The organism is uncultured Parabacteroides sp., from assembly GCF_902493135.1.
Taxonomy (GTDB): domain Bacteria; phylum Bacteroidota; class Bacteroidia; order Bacteroidales; family Tannerellaceae; genus Parabacteroides.
Genome location: NZ_CABUOD010000005.1, coordinates 123,494 through 141,622, shown reverse-complemented (window position 1 = coordinate 141,622; position 18,129 = coordinate 123,494). Strand labels below are relative to the sequence as shown.

General features: G+C 39.8%; 11 protein-coding genes. 1 reads left to right on the top strand and 10 read right to left on the bottom strand.

Features of this window, described 5'->3' with window-relative positions:
* Positions 1 to 4 precede the first annotated feature (4 nt).
* From RDN79_RS03875 to RDN79_RS03835, 9 genes are all read right to left on the bottom strand, one after another.
* Positions 5 to 1,816 carry a RagB/SusD family nutrient uptake outer membrane protein gene (locus tag RDN79_RS03875; protein WP_298554116.1) on the bottom strand — a complete coding sequence of 604 codons (1,812 nt, stop codon included), beginning with the start codon at positions 1,814 to 1,816 and terminating at the stop codon, positions 5 to 7.
* An 18-nt stretch (positions 1,817 to 1,834) separates the two neighbouring features.
* Positions 1,835 to 5,407, bottom strand: coding sequence for a TonB-dependent receptor (locus RDN79_RS03870; protein ID WP_298554113.1), 3,573 nt, complete (start codon positions 5,405 to 5,407; stop codon positions 1,835 to 1,837).
* 130 nt (positions 5,408 to 5,537) lie between these two features.
* On the bottom strand, positions 5,538 to 6,521 hold the full coding sequence (locus tag RDN79_RS03865; RefSeq protein ID WP_298554110.1) for a FecR family protein: 984 nt from the start codon (positions 6,519 to 6,521) through the stop codon (positions 5,538 to 5,540).
* A 63-nt stretch (positions 6,522 to 6,584) separates the two neighbouring features.
* Complete coding sequence (locus RDN79_RS03860) at positions 6,585 to 7,118, bottom strand: RNA polymerase sigma factor (RefSeq protein WP_298554107.1); 534 nt, start codon at positions 7,116 to 7,118, stop codon at positions 6,585 to 6,587.
* 166 nt (positions 7,119 to 7,284) lie between these two features.
* On the bottom strand, positions 7,285 to 8,670 hold the full coding sequence (locus tag RDN79_RS03855) for a Gfo/Idh/MocA family protein (protein ID WP_186928393.1): 1,386 nt from the start codon (positions 8,668 to 8,670) through the stop codon (positions 7,285 to 7,287).
* Positions 8,671 to 8,681: 11 nt separating this feature from the next.
* The gene (locus RDN79_RS03850) at positions 8,682 to 10,403 is read right to left on the bottom strand and encodes a RagB/SusD family nutrient uptake outer membrane protein (protein WP_186928392.1); all 1,722 of its coding nucleotides are present in this window, start codon (positions 10,401 to 10,403) and stop codon (positions 8,682 to 8,684) included.
* A gap of 13 nt (positions 10,404 to 10,416) precedes the next feature.
* Positions 10,417 to 13,653, bottom strand: coding sequence for a TonB-dependent receptor (locus RDN79_RS03845; protein ID WP_298554099.1), 3,237 nt, complete (start codon positions 13,651 to 13,653; stop codon positions 10,417 to 10,419).
* A gap of 155 nt (positions 13,654 to 13,808) precedes the next feature.
* Positions 13,809 to 14,804 carry a FecR family protein gene (locus tag RDN79_RS03840; RefSeq protein ID WP_298554094.1) on the bottom strand — a complete coding sequence of 332 codons (996 nt, stop codon included), beginning with the start codon at positions 14,802 to 14,804 and terminating at the stop codon, positions 13,809 to 13,811.
* 343 nt (positions 14,805 to 15,147) lie between these two features.
* Positions 15,148 to 16,437 (bottom strand): O-acetylhomoserine aminocarboxypropyltransferase/cysteine synthase family protein, encoded by a 1,290-nt coding sequence (locus tag RDN79_RS03835; RefSeq protein WP_298554091.1) that lies wholly within the window; start codon positions 16,435 to 16,437, stop codon positions 15,148 to 15,150.
* 175 nt (positions 16,438 to 16,612) lie between these two features.
* Here RDN79_RS03835 and RDN79_RS03830 point away from each other — a divergent pair, with 175 nt between their 5' ends.
* Entirely contained in the window at positions 16,613 to 17,083 is a 471-nt protein-coding gene (locus tag RDN79_RS03830) for an Lrp/AsnC family transcriptional regulator (RefSeq protein ID WP_005639984.1), read from the top strand.
* A 29-nt stretch (positions 17,084 to 17,112) separates the two neighbouring features.
* Here the strand turns inward: RDN79_RS03830 and RDN79_RS03825 are convergent, their stop codons facing one another.
* The gene (locus RDN79_RS03825) at positions 17,113 to 18,129 is read right to left on the bottom strand and encodes a Gfo/Idh/MocA family protein (RefSeq protein ID WP_298554085.1); all 1,017 of its coding nucleotides are present in this window, start codon (positions 18,127 to 18,129) and stop codon (positions 17,113 to 17,115) included.

The window sequence follows — 18,129 nt, the reverse complement described above, 5'->3', positions numbered from 1 at the left end:
TGTTTTAATAGGACCATCCTGGTGTAGGAGTTAAATTACGATTTTTCTCTATCTCTGCTGTTGGGACAGGCCAAGTATATAAATAATCTCCAGCCCACTTATTACTCCATAAATTAGTACCCCATACCTGTTTTGTTCCCTCTCCTTCCGAGAAAACCGTTTTATGCCAAGTTTTCCAACGACGTTCATCAAAGAAACTAATTCCTTCATTTATAAATTCACACCGGCGTTCATTCCTAACCCGATCACGCAAATTTGTTTGATCTTTTACATACGTTGGTTTAGACATATCAGCCCTTTGCAGCGGTGGCATTTCAACACTGGATCGCTGTCTAACTTGATTAATTAATTCAATAGCTCCATCTAAATCATTTAATTCAACCAAAGCTTCCGCCCACATAAGCAGAACATCTGCATATCGAATAATAGGAAAGTCTGTTGGGCACGATACGCGATCAATAATTTCAGAATCACCCTCATAAACAAATTTCCGATGATAATACCGAAAGTGATCCGTTTTTATATTATAATGGTCAAGAGTAGGAGGCAACTCCGTTGTGGCAGTAAATGGCCAACGACTAGTAAACATTTGTTCTTGACCAGAAATTACCCGTCCTAAAATAGATGAATAAGGGGTTATTACACTTGCACACAAACGCGGATCCCGTCCTTCATAAATTTGTTTAATACGATTTTCATTCCCATTATAAATATACTCATCCATATCTAAATATTTTGCTTTCTGTTTAAACTGGTCACGTATAAACAATTGTGTTGATGCTGGCTCCAATGAAAGATCTGCTGTATCACGAAGGAAGTATACTTCCCGTTTTTTGGAATCCATCTGAGTATATCCAGGAATTACATCATCCCAGCTAAACGCTCGACCATCTTTCCACTCGAATAAATCAACCACACGAGAAGAGGCTGTATATATAGCAAAACCTGATCCTTTTACTGAACGAGAACCAAGTATAACTTGTGTATTAGATCCGAAGCCTGACTCTCCCACATATTGAATAGAAAATATCATCTCATCACATTGTTCATTAGCTTCTTTGAACAACTCTTTATATCCACCTTGAAATAAAGAGTATCCACATTCTTTCACTTTACTAAAATCAGCAGCTGCTTCTTTCCACTTTTCCAAATATAAGTAAGCTTTACCCCTCAAAGCATAAGCAGCTCCTTTTGTAGCATGACCATAGTTTGCATCTCCTTTGCTATATTTATTCGGAAAATTAGGTTCATTGATACAATCTGTTAAATCTTGAATAATAACTTCCCAAACTTTTTCTTCAGATTCCTGTCCACGTGTACAATCGTCATTTTCAACCGGTTCCAAATAAACTGGCACACCTTTGAATAACTGATTCAACCGAGAATAATAATAAGCTCTAAGGAATTTACATTCAGCGATATACCTTGCTCTTTTCTCTTCTGGAGATGGTGAAACAGTTTGTATTTTACTAATTGCATCATTTGCTCGATGAACACCTTCATAGTAAGTTCTCCATGCGTTTGAAAATAAAGAATGAGAAGGTGTTATTGTTCCAATCATTATAGGAGCAGCATCCCGTGTTTCAGAGGAAAAAGAATATCCATCCAATTGATAAAGTTGAATATCTCCCCAACTTGTAGATTTCATACCCACAATATTTAATACCTGATAAACACCACCAACACCTTTATCTGTCAAATCGTCCGTAGTCCACATATTACCTGAACTAATAGAACCATGAGGTGATCTCTCTAAAAAGCCATCATTACATCCCCATGCAAATATTATAGCAATAAATAAAATTATCTTTTTCATATTCGTTATTTTATAAAATTAAAATGTAATATTTAATCCAAAAGCATATTGTCTCATAGTAGGATAAGATACACTAGAACCTATTTCCGGGTCTAATCCGGGATAAGGAGTAATTGTCAAAAGATTCTCACCTGTCACATATAATCTTAAATTTTGAATATATACTTTATTTATCCATTCCTGAGGAAAATTATAGCCTATTTGTACATTTTTCAACTTCAAATAAGACGCATTATATAACCAAAAATCTTGTGCCACATTATTCTGTGTATCCGTACTTTTCAGACGAGGATATTTGCCATGAATATTATTTGCCAGATCGTTCGGATTATCTTCATTATAATAGTAATGGTCATTCATAACGTGTAAAGGCATAGACTCTCGGGCACCTACTAATGAATTATTCGTATAATTTTCATTCCAGAAATAATACATTCCTGCTGCTCCAGCCCAATGCATTGAGAAATCAAAACCCTTCCAATCAACATTTAAACCAAAGCCATATATATATTTGGGAGTAGATGATTTTCCTGTAAATAAACGGTCATTAGAGTTTCCATAAGTACCATCTTCGTTTGAATCAGCATAAATAAAATCACCATAATACAATTGAGCTTTCCCAACCGTCGTCACGGGATTAAACTTATACCCTGCTGCAATCATCGATTTTACCCATTCAAGATCTTCCTGAGTACGTATCATTCCATCTTTAGGTCCACCTTTTATATTAACGCTTCCATCTGCATTTTTATAACTTTGATCACCACGATAACGATTCAGCAAATAATATTCTCCAATAGGATGCCCTTCCAATGTATATTCACTCCCACTGTTAGAAGATACATCACCTATATTGGTAAAATAGGAATTTTTCCCATCCGGGCTCTCCTTCCAACCCGCATCAAATTTCCCCTTATATTTTGTTACTTCATTATGATTATAGGATAAATTTCCATACACAGAGTAATTTACATTACCTATTTTATCACTCCATTTGACGGAAAATTCTACCCCTCGATTAAGCACAGATGCTGTATTCTTGGTTGGTGCTCCTACCAATCCCATTGTTAAGTAAATAGGAGGTGTTGTTAAAATTCCATCGGTCAAACGATGATACCAATCAAACTCTATCAAAAGACGATTGTTTAAGGTCGCAAGATCAAGACCTATATCTGTTGAATTTACATGTTCCCAATGCAAATTTTTATTTGCAATAGTACCTTGACGTAAACCGGTTGATATATTTCCTCCAAACGGATAATTCACAAGGCCATAAGTTGCTTGATATGAATAATAACCAGAAGTTACATTTCCTAACTTTCCCCACGAAGCTCTTAACTTAATATTCTGAAAGATATCCTTTATACTTGACATAAATGGCTCTTCTGTCATACGCCATCCACCCGAGAAAGAAGGAAAGAATCCCCATCTGCTCTCTTTTGCGAATTTTGAAGAACCATCATATCGGAAATTTGCCTCAAATAGATACTTATTGTTATACACATAATTTAAACGGCCAAAAAGTGAACGAGTAGCCAAATCCGATTCGTCTCCTGAAATACTAACCATCTCAGATGTAGAATTTAGTGTTGTCAAATTTTCACTTAAAAGACCTCTTTTTGTAGCAGATTGTGTAGCTACATCATAATAATATTGTTGAAAACCTATTAACGCATTAATTTCATGTTGCTTTGCTATAACCGTATTAAATCTGCCTAACACTTCTGCAGTATACTGATAACTATCTGATCTGCTATAAGTATTTGTTCGTTCTGATAATAATGTTTTTGTTAATGCAATCGTTTCATTCGCGAAATCCCACAAATCTAAACTTTGATTAAAAGAATGTGTATTGGTTTGATAGTTTTGATAATTAAACCGTCCTTCTATAGATAATCCTTTTATTGGTTCCAAAATTCCATACCAAGTGGTATTGAATCTTTTTTTCTGCACACTTCCTTGCCCTTGATGAAGATCGTACAATAAATTATTCCCTACTTCATCAGGTGTCTGAGTTCCCCCATAACGTCCATCATAATAAGGGACAAACGCTGGTGTTGTCCGTTTATAAAATTCAAATACTTTTTTAGTGTCTCCTCCTTCCAAATTCTGCAACGAAGCAAATGTCTGAGTTCCTATTTTTAAAAAATTGGTAATCTTTCCTTCTACATTTATACGAAACTGATATTGTTTTAACCCCGTATTAGACATAATTCCAGGATTGTTTAAAAAACCAAATGAGGTTAAATAATGTACCTTTTCACTTCCTCCAGAAGCTGACAAATTATGATTTTGGACAATATTATTTTCAAAAATCACATCGCTCCAATCTGTATTCGGATACGCTAATTTATTGAGGATACCATACTTTTCACTAATTGCATCCGGATTTAAAGTAGCTTTTTCCCACTCATCTATATAGTTATCCGAAAAAAAAGGTTGGTTTCCAAGATTAGTATACCCCTCGTTCATTAAACGCATACGACGAGGATAATTAGATACCATTCGATGTAAATTGCTGGGCTCCGCAATAGAAAAATTCCCTGAATAATTTAATCTCATCTGTCCAGACTTACCTTTCTTTGTTGTTATTAAAATAACTCCATTAGCGGCACGTGATCCATATATAGCGGAAGAGGCTGCATCTTTCAAAATAGAGATAGATTCAATATCATTCGGATTTACCATATCCATAGAACTTTCTATACCATCAACTAACACGATCGGAGCCTGATAAGAATTACTTAGTGTACCAACCCCTCTAACACGAATTGAAGCTCCATCACTCCCTGGTTGCGCCGAGGTTTGGCGAACATATACATTAGCACCCATTCCTGCTAGCGATGAAGAAACATTTGTTACAGGTCTATTTTCTATATCTTTAGAACTTACCGTCGCAATAGCTCCTGTCAAATTGACTTTTTTCTGTACACCATATCCAACAACAACCACTTCTTCCAAATTCTGAGAATCTTCTACTAAATTCACAATAATATTTATTTTACTTCCAACCGCAACTTCTTGTGTCAAATAACCAATATAAGAAAACAGGAGTGATGAATTTGGAGCTACTTCTAAAGAAAATTTTCCTTCAATATCAGTTACAGTTCCATTCATTGTTCCATTCTCTACCACATTTACCCCAATAAGAGGTTCTCCTTTTTCATCCTTAACTATACCCATCACTTGTTTTCGATACTGAACGACTATAGTATCATCTACTTTTTCAATAGGATTAATCAATATAAAATTACTGTCTGTAATCTCATATTCCACCCTTTCAGTTTTAAAAATACGTTCCAAAACTGATTCAACAGTCTGATTTTTTACATAAACAGAGATTTTCTTATCCAAATTAATCTTTCCACTTTCATAAATAAACCGGAAATCCGATTGATTTTCGATCAAATAAAGGACTTCCTTTATTGATTGGTTTTGAACATTCAAAGACAATTTTGTCGTTTGTGAATATACAGTAGCTGAAATATTCAGTGAAAATACAATCAAGAAAACTACCGTCAGTTTCATAATAGATAATATCTTTTTAAGGGTTGGAGAAAAATCCAACTCTAACGTATTAAATAAATTCATATATTTGTAAATTGATTATTAGCTAACTATTAGTGCTTCCAACACTAATCTTATGATCAAACTCATAACGGGAGATGTGACAGCATTTCCCGTTTTTGTGTATTCATGGCATTCTACTTCATAGGCAATTCTATTTAGAGGTTATACTTATATGTTTTCCTTTCACATGATAGCTAATATTACTCAAGCGGGATAACGCATCCATTACATCTGTTACGGTTTCTTCCCGTATGACTCCATTATAACGAATATTTTCACCTAATCCGGGTTGGATCATAATCTTGACATCATACCATCTTTCCAAATACTTGCAAACAAGAGACAAAGGCATATTTTCCATATATAATTTATTGTCCAACCAGCCATAAGAGTGCGACAGTACGCCCTTCATCTGTTTAATCTTATTCGTCTCTTTATCAAAAACAGCTATTTCTCCGGGTTTCATAATCAGTTTCTCTTCTCCGCTTTCCAGTTCGATACATCCCTCGACCAAAGATGCTTGAACAATCGGATCATCAGCATATGCCTGCAGATTGAAGGAAGTTCCCCAAACTTTCACATTTAACCCACCGGCAGTTTTTATTACAAAAGGTTCTTTGCTTTTAGAGACATCAAAGAAACCTTCTCCCTGGAAATTAACTTCCCGCATTTTCTTTTTCGAATCATAAGCATAAACTACTTCAGAGCCTGAATTCAGTTTTACCAAAGACCCATCCGGCAAAACGATCTCCGAACGGCTTCCATAATCGGCACTCATTCTAACCTGCATGTCCGAGCTTTTCTCAAAAGCACCCATGAAAGACAAAGCAAGCATTATCAACAAAGATGCAGCCGCCCCAGAAACTATATACAATATATTTTTCCAATACTTATGAGCATATATCTTCTGTCGGTTTATCTTGTTAACCTTTTCCCATGCAAGATCAGGATCAAAAGCCTCAGATTCTGTATAACGATGGGATTCTTTCCAAATCTTTTTATACAAATCAAATTCTTTTCTATGGGACTCACTTTCGGCTAACCACTCAACCAATATCGGATCAAGATGTTTCTCATCTTCACCGTCCAGTAAATAGTCGACGATATAGTCTTTTATATGTTTTTGTTCTTCCATGAATCTTGCTTTTATTATATGACACAACAAATAAAAAAAGGTCCTATTCCGGACCTGAAAAAATTATATTCCTTTTAATTCCAAACATCTTTTCAATTTCTGAAGCGAGATCCAGATCTGATTTTTAATCGTTTTTACCGAGATATCGAGTTTTTCCGAGATTTCTTTTTGTTTCAATCCCTTTATTCGGTGGAGCAACAATACTTCTTTACAGCGATCAGGAAGGTGATCGATACAGCCATAAAGAGCGATCCGAAATTCCTCAGACTCGACCCGGTTGTCTTCATACGATAACTGATCCTGAGTTTCCGACAGGTTATTAAAATAGACTTTTGAGCGAAGATGGTTCAATGCCAAATGTTTGGCCATCCTATAAAGATATCCTCCAACATTTTCTTTAATTTCAATTCTTTCCCGGTTTTTCCATATATTCAGAAAAAGCTCCTGCACAACATCTTCCGTATCACTTTTATCCATGAGCAAGCTATAGACATATTGACAAAGGCGGCCATAGTAACGCTCAAACAGTTTATTATAACTGATGTAATCATCTTTACTAATCGCCTCTATCAATTTTTCATCTGTGGTATTAGACATACTTCTCCGGTTTATCTCCTTAGCGCCCAAATATACAATAAATTTTGGATTGAAACCGGAAACCTGAACTTTTTCAAAAATGAATACCAACCATAGTTTAAAACAAATGCCGTATCAAGACTGAAAATTTGCCCTAATACAGCATTTGTTTTAAACCATAATCAATCTACAATATCCGCTGATACAGTTTCTTTTCCTGAGGTTGTATGGAAGTAAGATCCGCAATTTTCACCGGTTGACCAGCCGCTATACTGTTACGCGCCGCAATGCCGACCAGACAAGCCAAAGCTCCATCGCGAACACTTGCACACTGCTTATACGGATCTTTTATCCCAGGTAAGAAAATCTGATCTTTCAGCAATGCATCCCCTCCGCCATGACCAGACGTTCCGAATGGGATCTGGATATACTCACGTTTTCCAAAATTCTTAAACAAAACGAGTTCATCAAAATTTGCATCCGATGTCGGACGGGATTCCTGTATCCAAGCTTCCAAGCGCCCTTTCGTTCCGTTAAAGGCTATACGATAACCCTCATAAGGACTGTAGGTCGTTAAAGAATAAGCAACCTGCACACCATTTTTATAACGAATCGTTGCCGCCATCTTATCAAAAATATTGACATCGTTTTTAAATACACATCCGTCACGAAGATAACCATCATATTTTTCGTTGGCTACATATAAATTCATCAAATTCTTCTTCTTCGTAATGTCAAAGAAAAACTTACATTTGGAAGTATGAGAACAGGTTCGGCAATTCTCTGCCCGGAATATTCCGTTTTTACCATAATGATCCAAACTCCCCAATGCATATACTGTTTCCGGATCACTGTCAATCCACCAATTCAAAAGGTCAAAGTGGTGGCTGGCTTTATGCACCCACAAAGAACCACTGCATTCCACCAAACGATGCCAACGACGAAAATAATCGGCGCCATGAGAGGTATCCAGATACCAATGAAAATCTACAGAAGTGATATCGCCAATCTCACCGGCACGGAGTAATTCCCATATTTTCGCACGATGTGGAGAATAACGATAATTAAATGTCACACGGCAATTCTTTCCTGTCCGTTTTTCTGCATCCAAAATTGCCTGAACCTTCTTTTCATCCGTTGTCATCGGCTTTTCCGTTATGATATCCGCGCCAAGTTCCATCCCACGGATAATAAATTGATGATGAGTACTGTCCATTGTCGTCACGATCAGTACATCCGGCTTGGTTTCCTTCATCATCTTTTCAAAATCCGTATAAGTAGGACAGGAAGCCCCGATAATTTTCTTACCGGTTTCCACACGACCTTCATTCTTATCGCAAAGGCCTACAAACTCGATGTAGTCAGGATAACTTTTCATTAAGTCATACCCCCACATAGAAGTTCCTCTTCCGCCAGTACCAACAATAGCAAGGCGAAGTTTTTTCCCAACAACATTCGGAGCTTCAACAGTTTCTGCCGCTACTTCCGATAATGGATTCAATAAGGCTGCCCCAGTTATAGCACCTGTCGCAGCTAAAAAGTGCCGTCGTGATATTTTATTCATAACCATCATATTTAATAGAATTATTTATAACCTTTATTTTGAACGAACACATCCAAGTTCGTCACTTCATACAACGCATCTTGAGGAAGAGGACGATAGATATGATAATCCTTGATCAATGTAATATCCGGATTATGCTCTTTCACCCATTCCACCATCTTGCCGGAACGTTTCAACATATACCAGCGGTTCAATTCACACCCCAGTTCACGTGCACCTTCTTCCAGGATAAAATCCATATCCATATCAGCGGCAGTTACCTTCAGTTCGCTTTCATGTCCATCGATCAAAGCTCTTTTTCTCAGTTGAGTAATCACTTCTGCCGCTTTTTCCGGTTGATTGGTTCTTACATACGCTTCAGCCAAAGTTATATAGACTTCTCCAAGGCGCATCAGAATCAAGTCTTTAAAACCTTCTTCCCGCTTAGCTGCATCACGACTCGGATCCAAATATTTAGTCATAGTGTGAAAACAAGATCGACCATTGATAGTCGGAATTCCAGTGTTAATATCATAAATATCCGAAATATTGTCAACAATAATACCTCGATCTTCATAACTCTTTATATACTCATCTGAAACCACATCTAATGTACGAATCAGTAAAGTGTCTGAATAATCAGGATCGTTGTTCCAATTATCAGGAATCCGACACCAAACTGATTGGAAAGTCTGATCCCGACGTTTGTCAAACTTACTGAAAAGACGGATATAATATAAGGTAGGCATCGTTGCACGATATTCACGCCCATATACACGAGAATGGCTCCACAATCCATCAATATTAACATTCGGATTCTTTGCAGATTTATTATACCAACCCACAAAATTCCGATGCATAACATTAGCATCCATTTCTGCACGACTTACATTCATTCCGTTATATATTAAATCGCTTGTATATTGAATAGACCAAATTATCTCATCATTAATTTGATTATTTACATCAAAAATGGAAGCATAATCGTCTAATAATTTATAATTATAATCATTAATGATTGAATTACACAACGAAATAGTTTCTTCATAACACTTTTGTTTCGTATAGCCTGTATTGGAAAGTATCGTATCATCATAAGCTGACAATGCCATCAATACTCTCATTTTAAGAGCTTTGACTATGCCAATATTCATACGCCCCCATTGTGTATTTTGCGGCAAGTCCAAATGCCGGAAGGCTATATCCAAATCATCCAATATCCGTTTGAAGAAAACTGCAATGCCCGGCTGATAGCCATCTGTCACAACAGAATAGGATGGAGTATCTACATAATGGGATGCTGGACCATACGTTTCAACTATCAGAAACAAATAAAACGCACGTAAAGCATGAACCTCCGAAGTTAGTTTATTTTTCTTTTCTTCCGATGAAACAGAAGCCTGTTCAATATATTCTATTCCCTGATTTGCAACATTTAACCCTTTATACAAATATTTCCAATATTGCGAATTATAAACGTTTGAAATCATAAGAGGATCATTATAAAACATAATCTCTCCATAATTTGTACCAAGACCATTCGTTGCATAAGTAGTCAAATCTGTACCGCAATCTCCAACCTTATATAAACGTTCCGTCAAGTAACGATTCCGCTGATAGATACTTAAAATAAGTGACTCAATCCCTTCCTCCGTTTTCGCATACGTATCGCTAATTAAGCCTTTCGGTTCTTCTTCTAAAAAATCACAAGAAAAAGAGCTTACGGATAAGGCTAATAATAAAAAAATTGTTATCTTTTTCATAATATACGATTTATTAAAATGTTACATTAACTCCGAAATTATAACTACTGGGAACTGTAAAATTAATATTAGGTTGCTCCGGTATAATATCAAACTCTGCAGCTCTATACAAATAACCAATATTTCTCATTTGTATATAAAAACGTAATTTTTTGAAAGGGACTTTTTCCGAAAACAGACTTTCAAAGCTATATCCCAATGTTACATCTTGAATTTTAATATGATCTCCTTTCTGATAGCCATTACAAGAACGATAGGTATCATAAGTACTTACCTGATCCGCACGTGGAAAACTATTTGATGGATTATCTGGAGTCCAATAATCTATGGAAGGCAACCAACGCTGTCCATCCATAGTAACGTCATCATACGGAGATGGTTTCACCAAATATCCCCATCTTGAGTTCAAGTTGAATGAGAAATCAAAGTTTTTATATTGGATATTTGCACCAAGAGAGGCCATCCATTTCGGACGAACCTGTCCCAATATGACTCGATCATCGGCAGCACTGATTGAACCATCACCATTCTGATCCTTAATCTTAATGTCACCGACTTTAGCATTATATTGGGCAGCAGCCTCTTCTTCTCCTAACTGCCAAACACCTATTTTTTCATAATCATAGAACACACCCAACGGTTCTCCGATAAACCATTTATTATTAGGCAAATCCTCACCACTGATCAAAGCCGTAATCTTTTCCCAGTTTCTGGATGCATTCAGTGAAATATCTACATTCAGATCTTTTGTTCTTACCGGATTATAATTCAGATTAAATTCAACTCCGGAAGTCTCTGTTTCCCCGATATTCTGCCAAATATCATTGAAACCGGTAAACGAAGGAATCGTTCTCTTCATCAACAAATCACTCGTCTTTGTATTATAATACTCGACATAACCATTCAATTTATTATTGAACAGTCCAAAATCAACCCCTGCATTTACAGTTTTGGATATTTCCCAGCCAAGATCAAGATTCACGATCGAAGTTGGGCTATATACATAGAACTTATTAGATGAATCTTCTCCAAACAGATAAGCCGACTGAGACAAAGTTGCCAAAGTCTGATAAGGGGAAATAGCTGTATTACCTACCGTACCATAAGATATACGAAGTTTCAAGTTATTGATCCAATTTACATCTTGCATAAAGTGTTCATCTTTCATGCTCCAGCTAACACCTCCGGAAGGGAAAACCGCCCATTGATTACCTTTTGCCAAACGAGAAGAACCGTCTGTACGGAAAGCTACATTGAAATAATATCTATTTTTGTAATTATAACGTAAACGCCCTAATACAGAAGCCAAAGCCCAATTTTGGAAACTACTTCCAATTTTAATATTTTCTGCATTGGAACCTAAGTTATGATAAGAAGTATATTCTACCGACTGATTATCTCCAGACAATGTTCCACTATCATATCGACGACTTTGAATTTCACCAACCAAGTCGACAATCAAGTTATGATCTCCAAAACTATTCTCATACGTAATAATATGGTTCAATGTCCATTGATCATAATTATTATAGTCTTTCCCTGAAGTTGTTTTCACACCCTTATTTCGATAAGCATTCTTACCATAAAAATATCCACGCTTATAATCCGAAAATATATAACCGAAATTCGTATGCATACTCAACCATTTATTGATTTTAACATGAGAAGTTAAATTCAGATTCAATAGATTGTTTTGAGTATCATCCACAAATTGTCCAGGTATATCATCTGCCAACGGATTATAACCAGATGTATTCAATGGATTCGGGAAATAATTCAAATCGCCATTTTCTAAATAAGGATTCGACAACGGAGTCATATAAAGAATCTCCGTATTAAGTTTCTGGAAACCAGAAACATTATTTCTTTTCAAACGGATCGTTGTTCCCAATGTCCAAAAATTTGCTAAATCGTAGTCAGCAGCCAAAGTTAAGTTATAATTTTCCGAATCATTAGTTTTATAATAACCTTGTTCGTTGTCATATTTAAATGACAATAATAAGCGAGTCTTTTCTCCACTATTACTAATACTTAAATGATAACTTTGCGTCAAAGCATTACGATATAGCAAATCCTGCCAGTCTGTATAATTACCACTTTTGATGATATCCAATTCTGATTGGGTGAAAACATCCTCGTCTGTAAAAGGATTGTCCCATCCATGCGCATATCGGTATCCGTCACGACGGAACTGGGCATATTCCTCTCCCGACTGTAACTTCATCATATGAGGAACATTCAAGCCGACATAAGAATTAAAATTCACTTCACGATTCACCCCTTTCTTTCCTCTTTTAGTCGTTACCAAAATCACACCATTTGCACCCATAGAACCATAAATGGCTGAACTTGCAGCATCTTTCAATACTTCAATTGATTCAATATCATAAGTATTTACACTCCCCAAGCTTCCTGGAATACCGTCTACAATAATCAGCGGATTATTTCCTGCATTCAAAGACCTCGCACCACGGATATATATCTGCTGATCATCCCCGGCATACCGCGCAGACTGAATATCTAGACCGGCGACTTTTCCTTGCAAAGCATCCTGAACATTACTTGTTGAAGCGGCGCTAATCGTCGATCCTTTAACAGTAGACATGGCACTTACAATATCCCTTTTTCTGGATGTACCATAACCGATCACAACAATTTCATCCAAATTCTCCGTATTCTCTGTCAAAGAAATATTCAATATATTCTTCCCATCAACCTTTATCTCTTTAGTATCATAACCGATATAGGAAACCATGAGAACAGCCGAAGGAGAAATATCCAGACTATATTGACCATTCAAATCGGTAACAGTCCCATTCGTCGTCCCCCTCTCCACAACATTCGCGCCGATGATCGGTTCGCCTTTTTCATCTTTGACAACGCCGGTGACTTTTTTTGTTTCGGAAGATGCCGGGGCTTTTCTGGAGATGATTACATGGCCGTTACTGAACGTGACGGAACAGTTCGTGCCTTCCAGCAGTTGTTCCAGGACGTTCCTGACGTTGTTGCCGGCCGGTACTTTCTTGATCATGCGTGAATCGTTGACATCTTGGGTGTTGTAGTCTACGAAGAGTTTCGTTTGTTGTTCGATTTGCTTGAAAGCCGCCTTTAAGGTTAAATTGTTTCCGGACAAACGAACCTGTTGATTTTGAGCAAATACGAACGAGCTGCCAAGAGACAGGGCTCCAATTATACATAGACGGGAAAGCGTTTTTCCCGCTTTTATAGGTATTAGATTAGTTAATTTCATATATTTGTATGTTTGAAAATTGAATATTTATTATTTCCAACGTTTTACGTTGAGTCACCAAAAGTCACAATTCGGTTTCAAACGCCGGAAAGAGGGATTTTCGCACTTTCGTTCTTTCCGGTTTTCTTTTGTTCATCCTGTCCTCTCCTTTCTTTTTAATTTATAAATACAACATTTCCCTTTATCTTGAAACGAATGCCGATCAGCTGTTGCAAAACAGCCAATACATCCTCCAGGGTTTCATGCGGGGCAAACTTGACATTGTAATACTCGTCCGCATATTTCTGGGAATTATAATGGATCGTCACGTTAAACTTCCTCTCCAGCGAAACCATCAGATGGTTGAAAGAGACATTCTCGTAGATCAGGTAACCGCTACGCTCCATCTTATAGAGCGAAGCATCGACCGGCCGGACCGTGACCGTATGCGCCGCATGCGAATAGACCAGACGTTCGTTCGGCTTCAGGATAGCCGGCTGGTGTTCGCCCGCCTTTACATCCACCTTGACGCTCCCCTCTTCCAGGATCGTGCTCGTGCAGGAATCGGCCGGATAGGAAGCAACCGTAAATACCGTACCCAAAGCCTGCACATCCAGATAAGTCGTCTTCACGATAAAAGGCTTTTCCGGGTTTTTCCGAACCGTGAACGACGCCTCGCCTGTCAGGTAGACCGTACGCGTTTCCGTATCCGCAAAGTCCTTCGGGTAAACGAGCAACGAACCGGCATCGACCCACACCCGCGAACCGTCCGGCAAAATGACCTGCCGGCTCTCGCCATAAGGGACGAACAATTCCGCCATCTCCACATGCCGGGCGGGTTTCAGGCGGTCCGTAACGAAAAAGGTCGCCGCTCCCGTCAATAGCATCAATGCGATTACCGCCGCATATTTGATCCACCCGCGATACATCGGGACGGAATTCCGGCGGACCGCTTCCACCTGTAAATGTCCTTGCAAGGCCTCCCAGTCTTCGCGGGTCTCGGCAGTCGCTTCTGCCGGCGAATGTTCCCAAAAGGCCTGCAACATATCGGTCTTTTCGGAAGTCCCATCCTCCGCCCGCAGCCAGCGTCCGAACAGGACACGCCCCGAACGGGAGAAATGCTTTCCGAAATAAAGTTGTATGATTCGTTTTATATTGTTGTCGTTTTCCATAAAATCCCGTGCTTTATAATGGAGTCGGCTTACTATGGGAATACACACAACCGGATATATACTTTTTTTCAAGTTTTCTTTGCCATGTCTTTCGATGGGGGCAGGAGTGGGGAAATATAACTTGGGGCAGGGAGACTCCCCTTGCCATTTTTTTACTCTCAGGATTTATTTGTATATCTAAGGCATCGAATGGTTACTCAGATGCAAGTGTAATCTGTTTTCGACCCTGTCGTATATATTCCCGACAATGTCAAACATATACTTGACAATGTCGAACTTATTCTCGACAATGCAGAAAACAGATTACACTTGCATCTAATCAAAAACACATTGGCATCTCACATCAAACCTGTGCCAGTGCCTGGTCCAGATCATCAATGATATCATCGATATATTCGGTACCGATGCTCAGGCGCACCGTGGAAGGCGTGATATGCTGTCCGGCCAACTCTTCCGGAGTCATTTGAGAATGGGTAGTCGTATATGGATGGATCACAAGGCTCTTCACATCAGCCACATTGGCAAGAAGGGAGAAGATTTCCAGCGAATCGATAAACTTCCAGGCCGCTTCCTGCCCGCCTTCGATCTCGAAAGTAAAAATACTGCCGGCACCTTTCGGGAAATATTTTTTATAGAGTTCATGATCCGGATGGTCCGGAAGAGCCGGGTGGTTCACTTTGCTCACTTTCGGATGTTCGGACAAATACTCGACGACTTTCAAAGCATTGGCAACATGACGCTCCACACGGAGGGACAAGGTTTCCAGCCCCTGCAGCAGGATAAAAGCATTGAAAGGCGAGATCGTGGCTCCTGTATCACGCAGAATGACGGCCCGGATGCGAGTGACGAAGGCTGCCGGGCCCGCCACGTCGGCAAAGACCGCCCCATGATAGCTTGGGTCCGGTTTGCCCAAAGTCGGGAACTTATCGGCGTTTGCTTTCCAGTCGAAACGGCCACTGTCCACAATCACGCCCCCCAAGCTCGATCCATGCCCGCCGATAAATTTGGTGGCGGAATGGACGACAATATCGGCCCCGTGCTCGATCGGGCGGATCAGGTACGGCGTACCGAACGTATTATCCACGATCAACGGGATATCATGACGATGGGCCACCTCCGCCACAGCATCGATATTGGTAACATCAGAATTGGGATTACCGAACGTTTCGACATACACCGCTTTCGTATTCTCCCGGATAGCAGCCTCCAACGCCTGCAGGTCATTGACATTTACAATCGTGTGGGTAATGCCCTGAGCCGCTAACGTATGCGTAATCAGATTGAAGGAACCGCCATAGAGATTGTCGGCAGCCACAATATGGTCGCCCACCCCAAGTATATTCTGCAAGGCATACGTCACGGCCGCCGCACCGGAAGCCACCGCCAGACCAGCCACTCCCCCTTCGAGAGCGGCGACACGCGCTTCGAAAACTCCCTGGGTCGAATTGGTCAGGCGGCCATAAATATTCCCGGCATCACGAAGGCCGAAACGGTCTGCCGCATGTTGTGAATCATGAAATACATAAGATGTTGTCTGATAAATAGGGACGGCACGAGCATCTGTTGCGGGATCGGCCTGTTCTTGCCCTACATGAACCTGTAATGTCTCGAAATGTAATTTCTTTGTTGCCATAGTCGTATTATTTTAAATTGTTCTTCTTGCTTATTTTCCAGCAAAACTATAGCAGACAGAGATATCAGACAAGATATATGGGAAATACAGAAAATAACGCTATTTTTACGGCCGTCAACAGAACGCATAAACTGTATCAGGATCGAAAAAAGGATTCCGATAGAATTTTATTCTTATGAACACACTTGAGAAATTAGACAAAGTAGACTTGCAGATCCTCCGTACCCTGCAATCGAATGCCCGGCTCACCACAAAAGAGCTCGCCGCGAGTGTCAGCCTCTCGTCGACACCCGTATTCGAACGCCTGAAACGCCTCGAAAACGGAGGATATATAAAGAAGTACATTGCCGTGCTGGACGCCGAAAAGCTAAACCAGGGCTTCGTGGTCTTTTGCAGTGTCAAGTTGAGGAGACTGAACAAAGAGATTGCGGCGGAGTTCACAAGAATCATACAGGAGATTCCGCAAGTCACGGAATGCTACAACATATCGGGGAGTTACGACTACCTGCTGAAGATCCATGCGCCGAATATGAAGTATTACCAGGAATTTATCCTGAACGTGTTAGGCACGATCGACAGTCTCGGCTCGCTCGAAAGCACCTTTGTGATGGACGAGGTGAAGCATGAATACGGAATCCATATTTAACACGCCGCCCCGTCCCTATCTCGCATTTATTACTTCAAGGCATAAATCCGCTGGATGATGTCCACGACCTTCATGCCTTCCAGTACGTTGGTCGTGATGCATTCCGAACTTGCACCGGAAAGGACACGGACCACATTGCGGATCACGAAATTATGGTTCTGGGCGGAACCTTTATAAGGACCGTAGTCATTTCCAGGATTCGTCGGCGCCAGTTCCGGCATTTCATAATCTTTGATATGGCAGTATTCGACTTCGTTCATATACTGTCCGCCGATTTTCACGCTTCCGTTCTCCGCAACAATCAGCATACTGCTTTCCATGTTCCTGTTCCAGACAGAAGTGGAATAGCTCAGACTCCCCATCCCGCCGTTCACGAAGTTGAAATTCACAAAACCCGAATCTTCAAAAGCCGTAAGTCCGGCATGGTTGAAATCGGCAAAGCGGGCCTGGATATTGCAGATATCCCCGAAAAGCCAGTACATAATGTCGATGAAATGGGAGAACTGGGTAAAAAGCGTCCCTCCGTCCAAAGCGGCATCGCCATGCCAGCCACCGGGTTTATAATAACGATCGTCACGGTTCCAATAGCAATTCAACTGGACCATATAGATCTTGCCTAACTTACCCGAATCCACCATCTCCTTGATCCAGACGGAAGGAGGAGAATAACGGTTTTGCATGACGCAGAACACTTGTTTACGGTATTTCAGCGAAGCATAGACCACCTTCTCGGCATCGGCAAGCGTCAGTGCCATCGGCTTCTCGATCACGACGTGATGCCCGGCTTCGACAGCCCGGATGGCCATAGAGGCATGCAGACCGTTCGGTACGCAGATATTCACGACATCGATGGAAAGTCCGCTCTGCAATAATTCCGTAAGGGATGAGAAAAACGGGACATCGTATGCTTCAATGCCCAATTCTTCACGGGGACGAATATCACAAAGGGCCACCAACTCGGCTCCCGGATCGCGTGTCACCATCTCGGCATGACGTTTGCCGATATGGCCGCAACCGATTACTGCGAATTTTATCTTCTTATCCAT

Bases quoted from the DNA above. Each gene is read 5' to 3' on its own strand.
- RDN79_RS03875 (WP_298554116.1), bottom strand. From the start codon at position 1,816: ATGAAAAAGATAATTTTATTTATTGCTATAATATTTGCATGGGGATGT.
- RDN79_RS03870 (WP_298554113.1), bottom strand. From the start codon at position 5,407: ATGAATTTATTTAATACGTTAGAGTTGGATTTTTCTCCAACCCTTAAA.
- RDN79_RS03865 (WP_298554110.1), bottom strand. From the start codon at position 6,521: ATGGAAGAACAAAAACATATAAAAGACTATATCGTCGACTATTTACTG.
- RDN79_RS03860 (WP_298554107.1), bottom strand. From the start codon at position 7,118: ATGTCTAATACCACAGATGAAAAATTGATAGAGGCGATTAGTAAAGAT.
- RDN79_RS03855 (WP_186928393.1), bottom strand. From the start codon at position 8,670: ATGATGGTTATGAATAAAATATCACGACGGCACTTTTTAGCTGCGACA.
- RDN79_RS03850 (WP_186928392.1), bottom strand. From the start codon at position 10,403: ATGAAAAAGATAACAATTTTTTTATTATTAGCCTTATCCGTAAGCTCT.
- RDN79_RS03845 (WP_298554099.1), bottom strand. From the start codon at position 13,653: ATGAAATTAACTAATCTAATACCTATAAAAGCGGGAAAAACGCTTTCC.
- RDN79_RS03840 (WP_298554094.1), bottom strand. From the start codon at position 14,804: ATGGAAAACGACAACAATATAAAACGAATCATACAACTTTATTTCGGA.
- RDN79_RS03835 (WP_298554091.1), bottom strand. From the start codon at position 16,437: ATGGCAACAAAGAAATTACATTTCGAGACATTACAGGTTCATGTAGGG.
- RDN79_RS03830 (WP_005639984.1), top strand. From the start codon at position 16,613: ATGAACACACTTGAGAAATTAGACAAAGTAGACTTGCAGATCCTCCGT.
- RDN79_RS03825 (WP_298554085.1), bottom strand. From the start codon at position 18,129: ATGGATAAGAAGATAAAATTCGCAGTAATCGGTTGCGGCCATATCGGC.